Here is a 15,212-nt window from a genome sequence, read left to right as displayed (position 1 = left end):
AATATTGAACCAGTTGCGCCCGGGAATCAGGATTTGCGCGCGACTCCGGCCAGGAGACAGGCCTTCGACGGATCGTCGGCGTAGGAACCGAGAGTGTCCGGCCGCCACGCGACGGTGAAGGTCACTCCGGGATCGACCAGTTCGAACCCGCCCAGCAGCGCCCGGGTCTGCGCGTGCGTGCGGGCGTAGATCGGCCTGGTGGTGTCCTTGTACGCCGCGATCGAGTCCAGGTACGAGGGATCGCTCGCCTCGCTGGTCGCCAGGGAAATGGCGAAGTAGCTGCCCGGCGCGATGTGGTCGGCGTAGCGGGCGAGCAGTTCGACCGCCTCGTCCCGCTCTCCTTCCGGGGAGGTGAAATGCAGGAACGCGGCCATGATCACCATCACCGGCTCGTTCAGGTCGAGCAACCGCCGCGTCTCGGGGTGGCCCATGACTTCGTCCGGCTCCAGGCCGTCCGCGTTGATCATGATCGCCCGGTCGTTGTCCTCGAGCACAATCTCGCTGTGCGCCACCGCGATCGGCTCGTTGTCCACATAGACGACCCGGCACTCCGGCGCGATCCCCTGGGCGACCTCGTGGACATGCCCCTCCGTGGGCATCCCCGAACCCACGTCCACGAACTGCCGGATCCCCTGCTCAACCGCGAACCTCACGACACGGCGCAACCAGTACCGGTTCAGCAGGCAGATCTCGGCCGACAGCGGCACGATTTCGAGGATGCGGTGCGCGAACTCGCGGTCGATCGCGTAGTTCAGCTTGCCACCGATCAAGTAGTCGTAGACCCGCGCCGGGTTCGGCTTGTCGAGCTGTAGATCCTGCTCGCTGGTCGACATGCCGGAACTATACCCAACCGGAGAGAGCGGATCGATCCCGTCACCCGGGGTAATCCTCCCTCCACAATGGACGGTACGGGGTCAGGGCTTGCGGACCACCGCGGTCAGCAGAAACGCCTTGGAGGGGTCGGGAAGAACGTCTCCGGCCCGGTCCGGCCGCCATTCCGGAGTGAAGACCACCCCCGGCTCGACCAGCTCGTAGGCGTCCGTCAACGCGCGCACCTGAGCCCGGGAACGCAGGTAGAACGGCCTGCTGGTGTCCTTGTACATCGCCGTCGACTCCAGGTACCTCGGATCGCTCAGCTCGTCGGTCGCCAGGGAAATGGCGAAGTAGCTGCCCGACGGGACGTGGTCGGCGTAGCGGGCGAGCAGTTCGACCGCCTCGTCCCGCTCTCCTTCCGGGGAGGTGAAATGCAGGAACGCGGCCATGATCACCATCACCGGCAGGTCCAGGTCGAGCATCGCCTGTGTCTCCGGGTGCGTCATGACCTCATCGGCCCGCGTGCCGTCGGCCATGATCATGGCCGCCCGGTCGTTGCCCTCCAGCACGATCTCGCTGTGCGCGACCGCGATCGGCTCGTTGTCCACATAGACGACCCGGCACTCCGGCGCGATCCCCTGGGCGACCTCGTGGACATGCCCCTCGGTCGGCATCCCCGAACCCACGTCCACGAACTGCCGGATCCCCTGCTCCACTCCGAATCTCACGACACGGCGCAACCAGCGCCGGTTCAGCAGGCAGATCTCGGCCGAGAAGGGCACGAGCTTGAGGATCCGGTGCGCGAACTCGCGGTCGATCGCGTAGTTCAGCTTGCCGCCGATGAGATAGTCGTAGACCCGCGCGGGATTCGGCTTGTCGAGCTGCAGGTCCTGCTCGTCGGAGGCCATGCGGAAACTATAGCGAGCGGTATGATCAGAGCTGAAATAGGCCGTTTCCGAGACGCTGGTGTCAGGATCGGAAGACCATGACGCACTGGGTGAGCGCGATCCGGCACGGCTGGGTGGTCGACCGCGAGGTACCGGGCCCCGATGTCGACGAGTTCGCCGAGCCCGCCGACGTGATCGCGGCGCTGGCCCGATGGCGGGGCGACTCGCTTCTCGCCGTGCAGCATCCCCATCGCACGCCCCGGGCCCTCGCCGAAGGGCTCTCGCCCGCCGACGCGTTGCCGGAGGCCCGGCGCGAACTGGACCGGCTGCTCGCGACCGCGTACCGGCCGGTCACCGACATCGTGGCGCCCTACCGCGTGGACGGGCCAGACGGCACCGCCGTGGGCGTGCTCTGCCTGGTCGATCCCCGCGCGATGTCGGGCGTGCGGCACAGCGAAGAGGTGTACCCCCGGGTGGTCGCCGAGCGTGCCGAGATGTTGTCCGGGCTGGGGTGCGCGACCAGCGCCGCGATGCTCATCCCTCTCTCGGAAGGCGAGAAACTGACCGAAGCCGTGCTGCGCGAGACCGATACCCCCGAGGCCGTGCGCACCGTCGATCCGGCCGGGCGCACCCACCGGTTGTGGCTCAACGGCCCCGGTCACGGCCAGGACGCACTCCTCGCCGTCGCCCGGAACGCGCCGTTGCTGGTCGCCGACGGCAATCACCGGGTCGCCGCGGCGGCCCGGGCGGGCACGAGCCTGCTGGCCCTGATCACCGCGGGACCGGATCTGCGCGTGGGCGGGTTCCATCGCGAACTGACCGGAACCGGGCTCGGCCCGGCCGAACTCATCGCCGCCTGGCGGCGAAACGGTTCCCGAGTCCACGAAGGCGGCGGGCCCGCCGTTCCCGGCGTGGTGGCCGTCCACGCCGGCGGGACCCGTCTGCGGGTCGAGCTGCCACCGCCGGGACCGGGCGAACCACTGCCCCGCATCGACCACGGCGCCGCCGAGCGGGTGCTGATCGCGGAAGCGCTCGGCATCGACCCGGAAGGCCCGCGAGTCCGCGCGCTTCCCGCCGGGCATCCGCCGGATCCGGGTGCCGACGCCGTGCTCGAGTTCGCCCCGGTCCCCCTCGCCGATGTTCTCGCCGTTCACGCGCAGCGCAGGCTGATGCCGCGCAAGAGCACGTATTTCACGCCCAAACCGCGCACCGGGCTGCTGCTCGCCGACCTGGATTCAGAGTCCACAAAGGACTGAAACCATCGCTCCGGTGAAGAAAACCGAGGTGCCCGACGACGCTCCAGCTGTCACGATGACCGCATGCTGGCCGACCACTTCCCGCTCTTCGGGCTCCGGCTCACCACCCCCCGGCTGGAACTGCGCCTGCCGTCGGACGTCGAACTGGCCGCGCTCGCCGAACTCGCCGCCCAGGGCGTCCATGATCCGGAAAAGATGCCGTTCTTCGTGCCCTGGACCGACGGACCGCCTTCCGGCGTGGCTCGTGGCGTCATTCAGCACCACTGGCTCCGTCTCGGCGAATGGGAACCGCGTGGCTGGGAGCTCAAACTCGCCGTCTTCCACGAAGGCGCCGTGGTGGGCCAGCAGGCGATCGGAGCGCGGGACTTCGCCGTGACCCGCGAGGTGAGCACCGGGTCGTGGCTGGGCCTGCGGTACCACGGCCAGGGCATCGGCACCGAGATGCGGGCCGCCGTGCTGCATCTCGCCTTCGCGGGTCTGGCCGCGCAGGATGCGGTGTCCGGCGCGTGGCAGGACAACCACGCGTCCTTGGCCGTCTCCCGCAAGCTCGGCTACCGGCCCGACGGCGTGGCGAGGCGGACGGTTCGCGGCGCGCTCGCGATCGAACAACGCCTTCGCCTGCCCCGTTCCGACTGGGAAAACGGCCACCGGCCGCCGGTGACCATCGACGGTCTCCCGCCGTGCCTGCCGCTCTTCGGAGTCAGCGCTTCGTGAGCCTCCCGATGACGATCCCGAGCAGCAGGCCGACGATGAACCCGATGGCGATGAAGAAGATGATCGTGGCCGCCGCGATCTTGCCGACCGTCCCCAGGAACCCCTTGGCTTCGATGTCCTGGGCGACGAGGACGGCTTGCGTCAACACTAAGTTGTTCACGATCGCCAGAATGGCACAGCCCGAGCCGGCCCGCCCAGGGGCCGACCGCTACGCGGAGCGTGTCCGTTGAGAGTGGTGGGAGACGGGCGGGTCAGTGGTTACCAGGCAGAACCCGGTGCAACGCGCCCCAGCCGGTGTCCCGTTCCCGCTCGGCCTTCTCGGCCCGGCCGCCGCCGCGCAGGCCGAAGAGGCGCTTGGCGAACAGCAGGTAGACGATCACGGCGAGGTTGATCACCAGCGTCACGATCTTCAACGCGGAGACCTTGTGCGAAAGTTCGTACAGCTCGGGGATCAGCAACACCGTGGTGGCCACGAAGGTCAGGTACTCGGCCCACCGTTTCGCCAGCCACAGCCCGATCGCTTCGACGCCCTCCAGCACGGCGTAGCCGGCGACCACCACGCCGACCAGCCAGATCGTCGACGAGCGGGCGTTGAACGCCTTCGTCAGCTCGCCCAACATGCCCTCGCCCGACCCGCCGGTCCGGCCGCCGACCCCGCCCTGGATCGCGTCCAGTACCCGGAAGAAGGGGTGGCTGAGCACGGCTCGTTCCTTCGCGAACACGAAGATGCCCACCGCGAGCAACGCGAGCACGACGAAATGGAGGACCCGGTCGAGCGCGATCAAGCGGAGTACGTACCGGTCACGCAGGAGTTTTCCGCGCTCCGGGACCTCGATCGCACCCGGCTCCGGCAGGAACTCGGCCTCGGTGTGGTCCGGTGGCCACGCGGGCAACCACGCGTCGCAGCGGAGGCAGCGATGCCAGCGCAACCCGCCGTCCTCCCGGACCACGATCGCGTCGCCAGGACGGATCGACGCCACGTCGCGCCCGATCAGCACGTGACCGCGCCACGCGCAACCGAGCAGCTCGTAGGACAACTTACGACGCCCACACCCCGGCGGAGCCTGCAGCTCGTTCACGCCCCAGAGGTTAGTCGCCTTCCGGACGAGGTCGCGGGTCGCCCGAACCCCAGGGACGGTCACCGCCACAATGGGAGTCTTAGGCACAGGAGGTGGCGGTCATGGCGGACTCGGCGGCGCGGCCGAGAATGAGCAGACGGCGCGAGGTCAGTCATACCAGCGCCCGGTCGTTGCTGATGACCGTGCTCGGTGAGTTCGTCCTGCCCCGTGGCCGCCCGGTGTGGACCTCCACCCTGGTCGACGTGCTCGGCACGTTCGGTATCGAGGAGAAGTCGGCACGGCAGGCGCTGGCGCGTACCGCGGCCGAAGGCTGGCTGGTCTCCGAACGGGTCGGGCGCCGCGTCCGCTGGTCGCTCACGCCGCCGGGACGCCGCCTGCTGACCGAGGGAGCCGAACGGATCTACGGTTTCGGGCGTTCCAACGGGGAATGGGACGGCCGCTGGCTGATGGTGCTCGTCTCCGTGCCGGAGGCCAAGCGCGACCTGCGGCACAGTCTGCGCACCCGGCTCACCTGGGCCGGTTTCGGGTCGCCGACGCCGGGCGTCTGGATCAGCCCTGATACCGGCAGGCAGGACGAAGCCGGCGGGATCCTGACCGAACTCGGACTGGATGCCGAGGCGATGTCCTTCGTCGCCGCCTACGCCAAAATCGGCGATGAAGACGCGATGGTGGCCCGTGCGTGGGACCTCACCACGCTCGAGGAACGGTACGAGGGCTTCATCGACGAGTTCACCGGCCTCAACCCGGACACCGGCGATCCGGTGCTTCACGCGCAGACCCGGCTGGTGCACGAGTGGCGCCGTTTCCCGTTCCTCGACCCGCAACTGCCCGCCCGGCTGCTGCCGCCCAACTGGAGCGGCGCGCAGGCCGCGGAACTGTTCCACCGCAAGCACGTGGAGTGGCGCCCGGCCGCGCGCCGCCACTGGGAACTCCTCGTCGCCGACGAGGAGAAGGAATAGGGCGGGCCGGTCCGCCACGCGTGACGGGTGCCTGACATAGAGTCCCCCGCGTGACCGAACACCTGACCATTTCCACTCCCGCCGGCCCGTTCGACGCGATCGCGGCCGGTCCGGCCGACGGCAGGCCGGTGTTGCTCCTGCACGGTTTCCCCGAAGCCGGAATCGCGTGGGAACACCAGGTCGCGGTGCTCGGCGCGCGTGGTTTCCGCGCGGTGGCACCGGATCAGCGGGGTTACTCGCCCGCCGTCCGGCCGGAGCACACGGCCGAATACGGCCTCGGCACGTTGACGGCCGACGTGCTCGCGATGGCCGACGCGCTGGAATGGAGCCGCTTCGACCTCGCCGGTCACGACATCGGTGGCACGGTCGCCTGGTGGACGGCCGCGGAGCACCCCGAGCGGCTCCGGACGCTGACGGTCGTGTCGGCTCCGCACCCCGCGGCGCTCGCGCACGCTCTTCGCACCGATGAGGACCAGCAGTTGCGGTCCGGCTATCTGACGCAGTGGCGTGATCGGAGCACCGAACGGCGAATGCTCGCGAACAACGCCGAGGCGCTGCGCAAGATGTTCGAATGGCGGGTCCCGCCGAGCCGCGTCGACGAGTACGTGCGGCGGCTGTCCGAACCCGGGGCTCTCACCGCCGCGCTGAACTGGTACCGGGCGAGCAGGTCCACGGGAGAGACGGACAAGGTCGAGGTGCCGACGTTGTACGTGTGGAGTACCGAGGACGTGGCCTTCGGCTCCACGGCGGCGCTCGACACCGAGAAGTGGGTCACCGGCGCGTACTCGTTCCAGATGCTGGAGGACGTCACGCACTGGGTCCCCGAAGAGGTCCCGGAAGTCCTCACCGCCCTGATGATCGAACATCTGTCGTGACCGAGGTGGCCGCCACGGACCGCGTGCGCGGCCTGGTGACCGAGTTGGACTCGGCGGGCACTTGGCCCGCCGAGTTCCACCCCGCTTTCCTTGCTGTCGCCCGGGAATGGTTCGTCCCGGCGCGGTTCTGGTATCAGCCCGGTGAGGGGCGACCAGGACGTGGCGGTGGACCGGGCCGGTGATCCGGACCTATGGCTGTCGGCGGTGTACTCGGACCGGGCGCTGGTGACCCAGTTCGCGGGTGCTCAAGCCCCGGCCAGGGGACGCGGTGCTGGAGATCGGCACGGGGACCGGATGGAACGCGGCCCTGCTGGTCGAAATCGTCGGCGAGTCCGGGCACGTGACCACGGTGGAGATCGACCCGGAGGTGGCCGGCCAAGCGCGGGTGAGCCTGCGCGCGGCGGGATATGAGCGGGTGGAGACGATCGAAGGGGACGCCGCGACCGGGTTCATGGGTGATCGCCGGTTCGACCGGATCATCGCGACCGCCGGTGTCCATCTTGGACAGTTTTCGTACTCTCCTTCGGTATCCCCCGAGGACCACCCGCGCGGACGCACGCCTCTCGCCATACGCTCGATTTTGCCGCAGATTTTCTGGCTCAGGTCGGCGGTCTACGCGCTCGCACCAGAAGCGTCCCCGAGTCGGCGCGTTGGCCGGGGCCGGGGCCGGGAAGAACCTCTGTGCGAGCATCGCCGAACCCGTGCCGCTCAAGCGCACCGCGCCACATTGACGCGGTGTAGTCCCACCGCCGGACGGTCAACGGATTCCGATTCGGTTCTCTGTGGACGAAGGCGGGCCGACTCCCGTAGTGGTTCTTCGTCGGCGGATGGTGGGAGAAAACGAATCGACCGCCCGGCGTGAGCCGGTCGTACACGGCGGGTAGGAGTAGCGCAGGGTCGAGAAACCAGACGGCGCCGAACACCGAGTAGATAGCGTCGAATCGCTCGATGCAGGTCTCCAGGAACCGCAACGCGTCGGACCGACAAAACCTCAGTGTGGTCAGGTTGCCCCATCGTGTCCTGGCTGCGTCGAGTTGCACGGACGAGATGTCGACGCCGATCGCCTGGACGCCGAGCGTTGCCAGGTGGGCGATATTGCCGCCCTTGCCACAGCCGAGGTCCAGGATCCGGTCATCGGGCCGGGGTCCGAGGAGGTCCTCTCCCGGCCCGTGATCCGGGTGCTGGGTCCAGTTGAACCAACTTGTGCGGCCTGTCGCATTCGTGGCACGGCGTTGTGGTTTGGTACGCGCGTAGGCGTCCCAGGCGACGGCGACCTCGGTCATTGGTTCGTCGTTCACTTCTTCTTCGGGCTGTCGGCACAACCCTGGTGACATTGGTGGCAGTCCTCGCAGTCAGCGTGCGACTCCTGCCACAAGGCAGTGTCCACGGCGAATCCAGCCTGTTGGATGGCACGAACGGTGCGCCATCGAGTGGCGCAAGCGTCCGACGGGCTGACACTCGATGAGGTAGTCGGCACGTGATGCAGGAACCGGCCGGCGATTTGATGGCAGAACCTGGCGTAGTCCTTGGTGTGGAGGATAAACGTATGCCACCCGAGGTCCACCTGCGAACTCGGGGCGAACGGCTCGTCGTGGTCGGTCGCGCATGCGGCCAAGAACGCCAGCGCCTGGTCCACGATGCGCACGGCAAGATCGGATGACAGCCGCTCATCGGCCGCGACCCGTGCCGTAAGCCGGTCGAACAGATCTCCGTCGAGAAGCGAGCGCCCTGTCCTGCACTCGCTGATCACTGTGGTCACCTTCGTTCCTTCCGTGGGGGCTCGTCGGAATCGACATCACATCGCCGGCACCTGAGATCATTGCTCACCCACCGTGACGATCCAATACCTGGACGGATATCTCAACCGATCGCGTTGCCGCGCACTGCCGCAGCTGAACCGCGGTAAGACGCGAAGGGACGTGCGTTACCAATCCGACCGAAAGTAGGCGGAGACGGTTAGCGACGGACCTGCTTATAGACACCGTTTTCCGCCGTGGCTGGCGTCGCAAAGCGTTAGGGCAAGGGAGAAACCGCTCAGCGGTTGGCTCGGTACCACCGTGGTGAAGTGTTGCGCGGCGGTTTGAGCGCCGCGTGGACGACCAGGACATTGGGTTCGTCCGAGGCGACGAACTCGGTGAGCAGACGGCGGAAGGCGCGGCCGAAACCGTCGACGCGGTCGGCGTGGATGCCGAAGGATTTCGCGAGGCCGACGAAATCGGGGGTGTGCAGATTGACTCCGCGTTGCGGCAGCCCCTCACGATCCTGGTCGTAGCGCAGCATCCCGTAGCCGCCGTCGTCGACGATGATCACGGTCACCGGAAGGCGTTCCTGCGCCGCGGTGGCCAGTTCGCCGCACGCGTACAGGAAGCCGCCGTCACCGCTGACGCAGACCACGCGGCTGCCCGTGGCCGCCGCGGTGCCGAGCGAGGCCGGGAAGCCGAATCCGAGAGTGCCCCAGCCCATCGGATAGGCCAGGCGGCGAGGCGCCCTCACCCGGTGGTAACCGCCGGCCCAGTATCCGGCGACGCACATGTCGGCGACCAGCACGGTGCCCTCGGGGAGGGTTTCCTCAAGCGTGCCAAGGAAATCGGCGGCATGCGGCTCGTCCGCGCGGATTCCGCGGCGGACCTGGTGACCGAGGCGGCGCATGCGGAGCGCGAGATCGGCGAGCCCGGGCCGGGGAGTGAGTCCGGTCATGAGCCGGCTCACGACCTCACGCGCGTCACCGATCAGGGTCACGTCCGGCGGATAGTTCTTCGCGGCGTCCTTGGCGTCCACGTTGATCGCGATCAACTTGGGCGGCTGGGGCATGAGCCAGTTCTGGGTCATCAAGCCGTCGAAGTCGCTGCCGATGCCCAGCACCACGTCGGCTTCGTCCCACAGCGCCCCGACTTCCGGCGCGTGCACCGGGTTCGGCGCCGCGCACGGATGGTCGGGCGGGATCAGGCCGCGAGCGCCGAAGGTGGTGATCACCGGGGCGGCCAGGGTCTCGGCGAGATCGCCGATCAACGAACCGGCGTCGGCACGAAGGGCGCCGCCACCTGCCCAGATAACCGGCTTCGACGCGGTCGACAGCAGGGTCTGGGCGTAGGCGAGTTCGTCCAGACCGAGCGTGGGCACCTGCTCGACGAGTTCGTGCCTGGTGCGTCTTTCCGTTTCCTGGCCGAGGAAGTCCGTCGGGATCCCGACATAGACCGGTCCGCTCTGCGGGCGCTGGGCGAACCGGGCCGCCCGCAGCACCTCCGCCGCGATCGACTCCGGCGTGTCGACGGTGACCGCGGACTTGGTCACCGGGGCGAACAGCGCGGCCTGATCGCTGGTCTCGTGCAGTACGCCGCGCACCACGCCGCGCTTGCGCAGGGTGGACGGAATGTCGGTGGCGAGGACCAGCACCGGGGAAGCCGAGGCCATCGCCTCGCCGATCGCGGCAAGGGTGTTCGCCGCGCCGGGCCCGGTGGTGACGATCGCCACACCGAGTTTTCCGGTCGCCCGTGCGTAACCGTCGGCGGCGTACCCGGCGGTCTGTTCGTGCCGGACGCCGACCAGCCGGATGCCACTCCCGGAAAGCGCTTCCCAGATCGGCAGGTTGTGCACCCCCGGCAGGCCGAAAGCGACCTCCACGCCGAGTTCGGTCAGCACGTCCACGAGATGTCGCGCGCCGGTTTTCCTCACCGCGCCAGACTAGGCCAGCACGCAACATGGCGACGTCCGCCACACCGCGCCCGGCCGTCACCGAACGCGGCCGCATTGGCACCCTTCGAGGCGACTACCTGCTACCACTGAGGCGGAAGCGTTTCCGCCTCGGGCGCCGGGCCGGGCGGAGTGCCGTCGCCGAACGGGCGCCCGCCGAGTTCCTCCCGCCCGTGCGGTGTCGCCCACTCCGCCAGAACCGGTCCGTTCGGCACGATCCTGCTCGGGTTGATCTGCTCGTGCACCTGGTAGTAGTGCCGTTTGATGTGGTCGAAATCCACCGTGTCGCCGAAACCGGGCGTCTGGAACAGATCCCGCGCGTAAGCCCAGAGAACCGGCATCTCGGCGAGTTTCCGGCGATTGCACTTGAAATGCCCGTGATACACGGCGTCGAACCGGACGAGCGTGGTGAACAACCGGATATCCGCCTCGGTGATGGTGTCCCCGACGAGATAGCGCTCCCCGGCCAGCCGTTCGGACAACTCGTCGAGCCTGGCGAACAGCCGCGAATACGCGTCGTCGTAGGCCGATTGCTTCGACGCGAAACCCGCTTCGTAGACGGCGGCGTTCACGTCCCGGTACACACCGCGATTCACCTCGTCGATCTCGTCACGGTGCTTCTCCGGGTAGAGATCCGGCGCGCCTTCGCGGTGGTAGGCCGTCCACTCCGTCGAAAGATCCAGCGTGATCTGGGGGTAGTCGTTGGTGACCAGTTTGCCGCTGGGGATGTCCACCACGGCGGGCACGCTGACGCCGCCGTCGTAGTCCGGTTCGGCCGCGCGGTAGGCCTCGGCGAGGAAGGCGATGCCGAGGACCGGGTCCCGGCCGTCCGGATCGAGGGTGAACCGCCAGCTTCGCTCGTCCTGGATCGGGTCGGCGACCGCGAGGGAGATCGCCTCCTCCAGCCCCAGCAGCCGCCGCACCACGAGCGCCCGGCTCGCCCATGGGCAGGCCCGGCTGACCACCAGGCGGTAGCGTCCGGATTCCACGGGCCAGCCGTCACGGCCGTCGGCGGTGATCCGGGCCGCGAAGTGGTTGGGGGAGCGGACGAACTTGCCGGTTTCGGGATCCGTCGGAATGGTCATTCTTCTACCCTAGGGTCGGCGGCAATGACGGTGCTGTGCGTAGACTCAGCCATCCGCGGTAGAGGTCGAGAGGTGGTCAGGATGGCGCTGATGCCGGTCACGGACTCGATGTTCCTCTTCGTCGAAAGTCGCGAACATCCGATGCATGTGGGCGGTCTCCAGCTCTTCCGCAAGCCCGAGGGCGCGGACGACGATTTTCTCCGCGGCCTTCGTGAAGACATGCTCAAGAAGACCGAAGTGGGCCCCCTGTTCCGGCGTCGGCCGGCGAACCCGGTCAGCTCGGCGGGCTATCTCGCCTGGGGTGAAGACACCGACGTCGATCTCGACTACCACTTCCGGCATTCCGCGTTGCCCCAGCCCGGCCGCGTGCGGGAACTGCTCGAACTCACCTCGCGCTGGCACAGCATCCTGCTCGACCGGCATCGGCCGCTGTGGGAGATTCACCTTGTCGAGGGCATGCGGGACGGCCGCTTCGCGATGTTCAGCAAGATCCACCACGCCCTCATGGACGGGGTGGCGGCGCTACGGCACCTCCAGAGCACGCTGAGCCCCGATCCGGACGATTTGGACTGCCCCACCCAGTGGACTCAGACGACGACCCCTCGCCAGAGCAGGGCTCCGCGCTCCCCCGCGGATTCCCTCCGTGGTGCGCTGGCCCAGCTCGCGGGGCTCGCGCCGGCCGCGCTCAAGGTGGCCAACGAGGCGTTCCACGAGCGCAGGCTGACCATGCCGATGCAGGCGCCGAAGACGATGCTCAACGTCCCGATCGGGGGCGCCCGCCGGTTCGCGGCGCAGTCGTGGCCGCTGGAGCGGGTACGCGCGATCGCCTCCGCGACCGGTACCTCCCGCAACGACGTGGTACTGGCGATGTGCGGCGGTGCCCTGCGTGACTACCTGATCGAGCAGGCCGCCCTGCCGGCCGACCCGCTGATCGCGATGGTCCCGGTCTCCATGCGCGGCGTTTCGGACACCTCCGCCGCCACCGGCAACCGGATCGGCGCGGTGCTGTGCAACCTGGGCACGCACCTGTCCGATCCGGCCGAGCGGCTGGGAGGAGTCCACCGCTCGATGCGCGACGCGAAGCGGATCTTCAAGGAGCTGACGCCGTTGCAGGCGCTGCTGCTGTCCGCGGTCAACGTCGCTCAGCTGGGCATTTCGACGGTGCCGGGAGTGGTCGGCAACACCAGGCCGCCGTTCAACCTGGTCATCTCCAACGTGCCCGGGCCGCGCCAGCAGATGTACTGGAACGGCGCCAAACTCGACGGCATCTACCCGGCGTCGGTACTGCTCGACGGTCAGGCCCTCAACATCACGCTGACCAACAACAACGACAGCCTCGACTTCGGCATCACGGGTTGCCGCCGCTCCGTCCCCCACCTGCAGCGGCTGCTCCTCCACCTCGACACCTCGCTCGCGGAGCTCGAACACGCCACCCTCTGACGCCCGCGCTCGTAGTGGAGCAAGGTGGATTTACTACGGATGATCCGTAGTAAATCCACCTTGCTCCCAAAAAAGCTCGAAACAAGCGCTAACGTAGGCCGGCGGGGCGGTCGAGCGCCCACGGCCGGACCTCTTCGAGCAGTTTCGCCACGGCGAGCACGAGGTCGTCCGAGTGGCGGGGGCCGACGATCTGGAGACCGACGGGGCGCCCGTCCGAAGTGAACCCGGCCGGCACCGAGATCGCCGGCTGCTGCGTCATGTTGAACGGGTAGGTGAACGGTGTCCACTCCGGCCAGCCCGACAACCCGCTGCCCGGCGGCACCTCGTGCCCGGCTTCGAACGGCGGGATCGCCACGGTCGGGGTGAGGAGCACGTCGTAGCGCGTGTGGAACTCGCCCATCAGGATGCCGAGCGCGGCCCGCTCCCCGGTCGCGGTGAGGTAGTCGGCGGCCGAGTACGTCTTGCCCTGTTGCCAGACGCGACGGAGGCCAGGGTCCACCTTTTCCTCGGAGCCGGGCGGGAAGGTGTCGAGCCACTGCGCGGCACCGGTGGACCACAGAACGTCGAACGCTTCCTTCGGGTCGGCGAAGCCGGGGTCGGTCTCCTCGACCCGCAGACCCGCTTCGTCCAGCGCCTGCACGGCCGACCGGACGACCCGCGCCACCTCCGCGTCGACCTCGACATAGCCGAGCGTGGGCGAGAAGGCCGCGACGAGGCCGCGCACGTCTCGCCGCACGGCCTCGCGGTAGGCGCCTTCGGGCGGTGGCAACGCGGCCGGATCGCGGGGGTCGGGCAGGGCGAGCACGTCGAGCATGAGGGCGGCGTCGTCCACCGAGCGCGCCATCGGCCCGGCGTGCGACAGCGGGCCGAACGGGCTCGCCGGGTACAGCGGGATGCGGCCGTGGGTCGGCTTGAGCCCGACGATCCCGCAGAACGACGCCGGGATCCGGATCGAGCCACCACCGTCCGTGCCGACCGACAGTTCTCCCATGCCGGCCGCGACCGCCGCCGCGCTGCCGCCGCTGGAGCCGCCGGGCGTCAACTCGGGTTTCCACGGATTACGGGTGATGCCGGTGAGCGGGTTGTCGGTGACACCCTTCCAGGCCAGCTCGGGCGTGGTCGTCTTGCCGAGCAGGACCAGGCCGTTCTCCCGCAGGCGCGCGGCGACCGGGCTGTCGACCTCCCACGGCTGGGCGGGATCGACGCAGGTCGAGCCGCGCAACGTCGGCCAGCCGCGGGTGAGGAACATGTCCTTGATCGACGTCGGCACCCCGTCGAGCCAGCCGATCGGGTTGCCCTGCTGCCACCGCGTTTCCGAGGCGCGGGCGTCCTCCAGTGCCGACTCGCGATCGACGAGGCAGTAGGCGTTGATCTCGGCGTCGCGCTCCTCGATCGCCCGCAGGGCGGCCTCGGTGGCCTCCACCGGGGAGATCTCGCCGGAGGAATACGCGGCGACCAGCTCACTCGCCGTCAACAGGTTGCTCATCAATCTCCCGAAGGCACATAGCCCAGTTGCTTGTTCACCACATTACGAAGCGGTCGCCCACTCTGCCAGCGCTGGAAGTTTTCCGCGAAGAGTTCGACCAGAGTGGTGCGCCAGCCGATGACGTCGCCGGACATGTGCGGTGACACCAGCACCCCTTCCATTGTCCATAGTGGACTATCCGGGGGCAGCGGCTCGGTGTCGAACACGTCGAGCGCGGCCGCGGCGGGGCGGCCCGCCCGCAGCGCGTCGATCAGGTCCGAGGTGACCACCAGTTCCCCGCGCCCGACGTTGACGAACCGCGCGCCCGGCTTCATGGCCGCGAACGCCTCGGCGTCGAACATCCCCTTGGTCTGCTCGGTCAGCGGCGCCACCGCGACCACGTAGTCCATCCCGGACAGATGCCGCGTCAGTTCGGCGGAGGAGTACACGGTGCCGAAGTCCGGATCGTCGTCCCGCGCGCGCCGCCCCATGCCGGACACGCTCATGCCCGCGGCGCGCAGCATCCGGGCGATCGTCCGGCCGATCGGGCCGGTGCCCACCACGAGCACCCGCTTGCCCGCGATGCGCTCGGTCTCCCGGTGCAGCCAGCGGCCCTGCCGTTGCAGGTCCACCGAGCGGGCGAAGTCCTTGGCGAACGCCAGGATCACTCCGAGCACGTACTCCGCGATCGAATCGTCGAAGACGCCACGCGAGTTGGTCAGCACGACGTCGCTGTCGCGCAGAGCCGGGAACAGCACCGGGTCGACCCCCGCGCTGGCGATGTGGACCCAGCGAAGCCGGTCCGCGGCGGACCAGGCCGCGCGCAACGCGGTGGAGAGAAAGTCATAAAGAAACAGCGCATCGGCACCGCGTAACGCCTCCGCGAGACCGTCTTCCCGGGTGTAACGAACGACCGCCGCCGCTTCGATGGGCTTCATAGCCCCGACGT

16 protein-coding genes and 1 pseudogene are annotated in these 15,212 nt (G+C 68.7%); 7 read left to right on the top strand and 10 right to left on the bottom strand.

Annotated elements, in window-relative coordinates:
- Positions 1 to 26 precede the first annotated feature (26 nt).
- Positions 27 to 833 carry an SAM-dependent methyltransferase gene (locus ACFSXZ_RS23660; protein ID WP_378267332.1) on the bottom strand — a complete coding sequence of 269 codons (807 nt, stop codon included), beginning with the start codon at positions 831 to 833 and terminating at the stop codon, positions 27 to 29.
- Positions 834 to 914: 81 nt separating this feature from the next.
- Positions 915 to 1,721 (bottom strand): SAM-dependent methyltransferase, encoded by an 807-nt coding sequence (locus ACFSXZ_RS23655; RefSeq protein WP_378267331.1) that lies wholly within the window; start codon positions 1,719 to 1,721, stop codon positions 915 to 917.
- Positions 1,722 to 1,798: 77 nt separating this feature from the next.
- On the opposite strand from ACFSXZ_RS23655, the gene ACFSXZ_RS23650 reads away from it, so the two are divergent.
- Positions 1,799 to 2,956, top strand: coding sequence for a DUF1015 family protein (locus ACFSXZ_RS23650; RefSeq protein ID WP_378267330.1), 1,158 nt, complete (start codon positions 1,799 to 1,801; stop codon positions 2,954 to 2,956).
- A 63-nt stretch (positions 2,957 to 3,019) separates the two neighbouring features.
- Positions 3,020 to 3,670, top strand: a complete 651-nt coding sequence (locus ACFSXZ_RS23645; RefSeq protein WP_378267328.1) for a GNAT family N-acetyltransferase — start codon at positions 3,020 to 3,022, stop codon at positions 3,668 to 3,670.
- On the opposite strand, the gene ACFSXZ_RS23640 is transcribed toward ACFSXZ_RS23645, so the two are convergent.
- Positions 3,657 to 3,830, bottom strand: coding sequence for a hypothetical protein (locus ACFSXZ_RS23640; RefSeq protein WP_378267327.1), 174 nt, complete (start codon positions 3,828 to 3,830; stop codon positions 3,657 to 3,659). The genes ACFSXZ_RS23645 and ACFSXZ_RS23640 overlap by 14 nt on opposite strands.
- 91 nt (positions 3,831 to 3,921) lie before the next feature.
- The gene (locus ACFSXZ_RS23635) at positions 3,922 to 4,749 is read right to left on the bottom strand and encodes a DUF2127 domain-containing protein (protein ID WP_378267326.1); all 828 of its coding nucleotides are present in this window, start codon (positions 4,747 to 4,749) and stop codon (positions 3,922 to 3,924) included.
- A gap of 128 nt (positions 4,750 to 4,877) precedes the next feature.
- Here ACFSXZ_RS23635 and ACFSXZ_RS23630 point away from each other — a divergent pair, with 128 nt between their 5' ends.
- The 4 genes and pseudogenes from ACFSXZ_RS23630 to ACFSXZ_RS23615 all read left to right on the top strand — a co-directional run.
- Positions 4,878 to 5,708, top strand: a complete 831-nt coding sequence (locus ACFSXZ_RS23630; RefSeq protein ID WP_378267589.1) for a PaaX family transcriptional regulator — start codon at positions 4,878 to 4,880, stop codon at positions 5,706 to 5,708.
- Positions 5,709 to 5,758: 50 nt separating this feature from the next.
- Positions 5,759 to 6,583 (top strand): alpha/beta fold hydrolase, encoded by an 825-nt coding sequence (locus ACFSXZ_RS23625; RefSeq protein ID WP_378267325.1) that lies wholly within the window; start codon positions 5,759 to 5,761, stop codon positions 6,581 to 6,583.
- Positions 6,580 to 6,765 carry a hypothetical protein gene (locus ACFSXZ_RS23620; RefSeq protein WP_378267324.1) on the top strand — a complete coding sequence of 62 codons (186 nt, stop codon included), beginning with the start codon at positions 6,580 to 6,582 and terminating at the stop codon, positions 6,763 to 6,765. Before ACFSXZ_RS23625 ends, ACFSXZ_RS23620 begins: the two co-directional genes overlap by 4 nt.
- Before the next feature lie 59 nt (positions 6,766 to 6,824).
- Positions 6,825 to 7,070, top strand: a pseudogene (locus ACFSXZ_RS23615) (protein-L-isoaspartate O-methyltransferase family protein); the annotation flags it as partial.
- A gap of 112 nt (positions 7,071 to 7,182) precedes the next feature.
- Here the strand turns inward: ACFSXZ_RS23615 and ACFSXZ_RS23610 are convergent.
- The 4 genes from ACFSXZ_RS23610 to ACFSXZ_RS23595 form a co-directional block, all read right to left on the bottom strand.
- Positions 7,183 to 7,881 (bottom strand): class I SAM-dependent methyltransferase, encoded by a 699-nt coding sequence (locus tag ACFSXZ_RS23610; protein ID WP_378267323.1) that lies wholly within the window; start codon positions 7,879 to 7,881, stop codon positions 7,183 to 7,185.
- Positions 7,878 to 8,342, bottom strand: a complete 465-nt coding sequence (locus tag ACFSXZ_RS23605; protein ID WP_378267322.1) for a glycine-rich domain-containing protein — start codon at positions 8,340 to 8,342, stop codon at positions 7,878 to 7,880. The genes ACFSXZ_RS23610 and ACFSXZ_RS23605 overlap by 4 nt, the downstream gene beginning before the upstream one ends.
- A 275-nt stretch (positions 8,343 to 8,617) precedes the next feature.
- The gene (locus ACFSXZ_RS23600) at positions 8,618 to 10,255 is read right to left on the bottom strand and encodes a thiamine pyrophosphate-binding protein (protein WP_378267321.1); all 1,638 of its coding nucleotides are present in this window, start codon (positions 10,253 to 10,255) and stop codon (positions 8,618 to 8,620) included.
- 101 nt (positions 10,256 to 10,356) lie between these two features.
- Positions 10,357 to 11,358, bottom strand: coding sequence for a glutathione S-transferase family protein (locus ACFSXZ_RS23595; RefSeq protein WP_378267320.1), 1,002 nt, complete (start codon positions 11,356 to 11,358; stop codon positions 10,357 to 10,359).
- 81 nt (positions 11,359 to 11,439) lie between these two features.
- Here ACFSXZ_RS23595 and ACFSXZ_RS23590 point away from each other — a divergent pair, with 81 nt between their 5' ends.
- A complete protein-coding gene (locus tag ACFSXZ_RS23590) occupies positions 11,440 to 12,798 on the top strand; it encodes a WS/DGAT/MGAT family O-acyltransferase (protein ID WP_378267319.1) in 1,359 nt (452 codons plus the stop codon).
- A gap of 88 nt (positions 12,799 to 12,886) precedes the next feature.
- Here ACFSXZ_RS23590 and ACFSXZ_RS23585 read toward each other — a convergent pair whose 3' ends face one another.
- The gene (locus ACFSXZ_RS23585; RefSeq protein ID WP_378267318.1) at positions 12,887 to 14,284 is read right to left on the bottom strand and encodes an amidase; all 1,398 of its coding nucleotides are present in this window, start codon (positions 14,282 to 14,284) and stop codon (positions 12,887 to 12,889) included.
- The gene (locus tag ACFSXZ_RS23580; protein ID WP_378267588.1) at positions 14,284 to 15,201 is read right to left on the bottom strand and encodes a D-2-hydroxyacid dehydrogenase; all 918 of its coding nucleotides are present in this window, start codon (positions 15,199 to 15,201) and stop codon (positions 14,284 to 14,286) included. Before ACFSXZ_RS23580 ends, ACFSXZ_RS23585 begins: the two co-directional genes overlap by 1 nt.
- Positions 15,202 to 15,212: the final 11 nt, after the last annotated feature.

The organism is Amycolatopsis pigmentata (genome assembly GCF_042684065.1).
Classification (GTDB): domain Bacteria; phylum Actinomycetota; class Actinomycetes; order Mycobacteriales; family Pseudonocardiaceae; genus Amycolatopsis_E; species Amycolatopsis_E pigmentata.
The sequence above is the reverse complement of the archived record's forward strand: the minus strand, read 5'-3'. Positions and strand labels throughout refer to the sequence as shown.

What these genes read in the sequence shown, in the direction of transcription:
- ACFSXZ_RS23590 (WP_378267319.1), top strand. Translation starts at nt 11,440, where the DNA reads ATGGCGCTGATGCCGGTCACGGACTCGATGTTCCTCTTCGTCGAAAGT.
- ACFSXZ_RS23580 (WP_378267588.1), bottom strand. Translation starts at nt 15,201, where the DNA reads ATGAAGCCCATCGAAGCGGCGGCGGTCGTTCGTTACACCCGGGAAGAC.
- ACFSXZ_RS23595 (WP_378267320.1), bottom strand. Translation starts at nt 11,358, where the DNA reads ATGACCATTCCGACGGATCCCGAAACCGGCAAGTTCGTCCGCTCCCCC.
- ACFSXZ_RS23645 (WP_378267328.1), top strand. Translation starts at nt 3,020, where the DNA reads ATGCTGGCCGACCACTTCCCGCTCTTCGGGCTCCGGCTCACCACCCCC.
- ACFSXZ_RS23630 (WP_378267589.1), top strand. Translation starts at nt 4,878, where the DNA reads ATGAGCAGACGGCGCGAGGTCAGTCATACCAGCGCCCGGTCGTTGCTG.
- ACFSXZ_RS23650 (WP_378267330.1), top strand. Translation starts at nt 1,799, where the DNA reads ATGACGCACTGGGTGAGCGCGATCCGGCACGGCTGGGTGGTCGACCGC.
- ACFSXZ_RS23585 (WP_378267318.1), bottom strand. Translation starts at nt 14,284, where the DNA reads ATGAGCAACCTGTTGACGGCGAGTGAGCTGGTCGCCGCGTATTCCTCC.
- ACFSXZ_RS23655 (WP_378267331.1), bottom strand. Translation starts at nt 1,721, where the DNA reads ATGGCCTCCGACGAGCAGGACCTGCAGCTCGACAAGCCGAATCCCGCG.
- ACFSXZ_RS23660 (WP_378267332.1), bottom strand. Translation starts at nt 833, where the DNA reads ATGTCGACCAGCGAGCAGGATCTACAGCTCGACAAGCCGAACCCGGCG.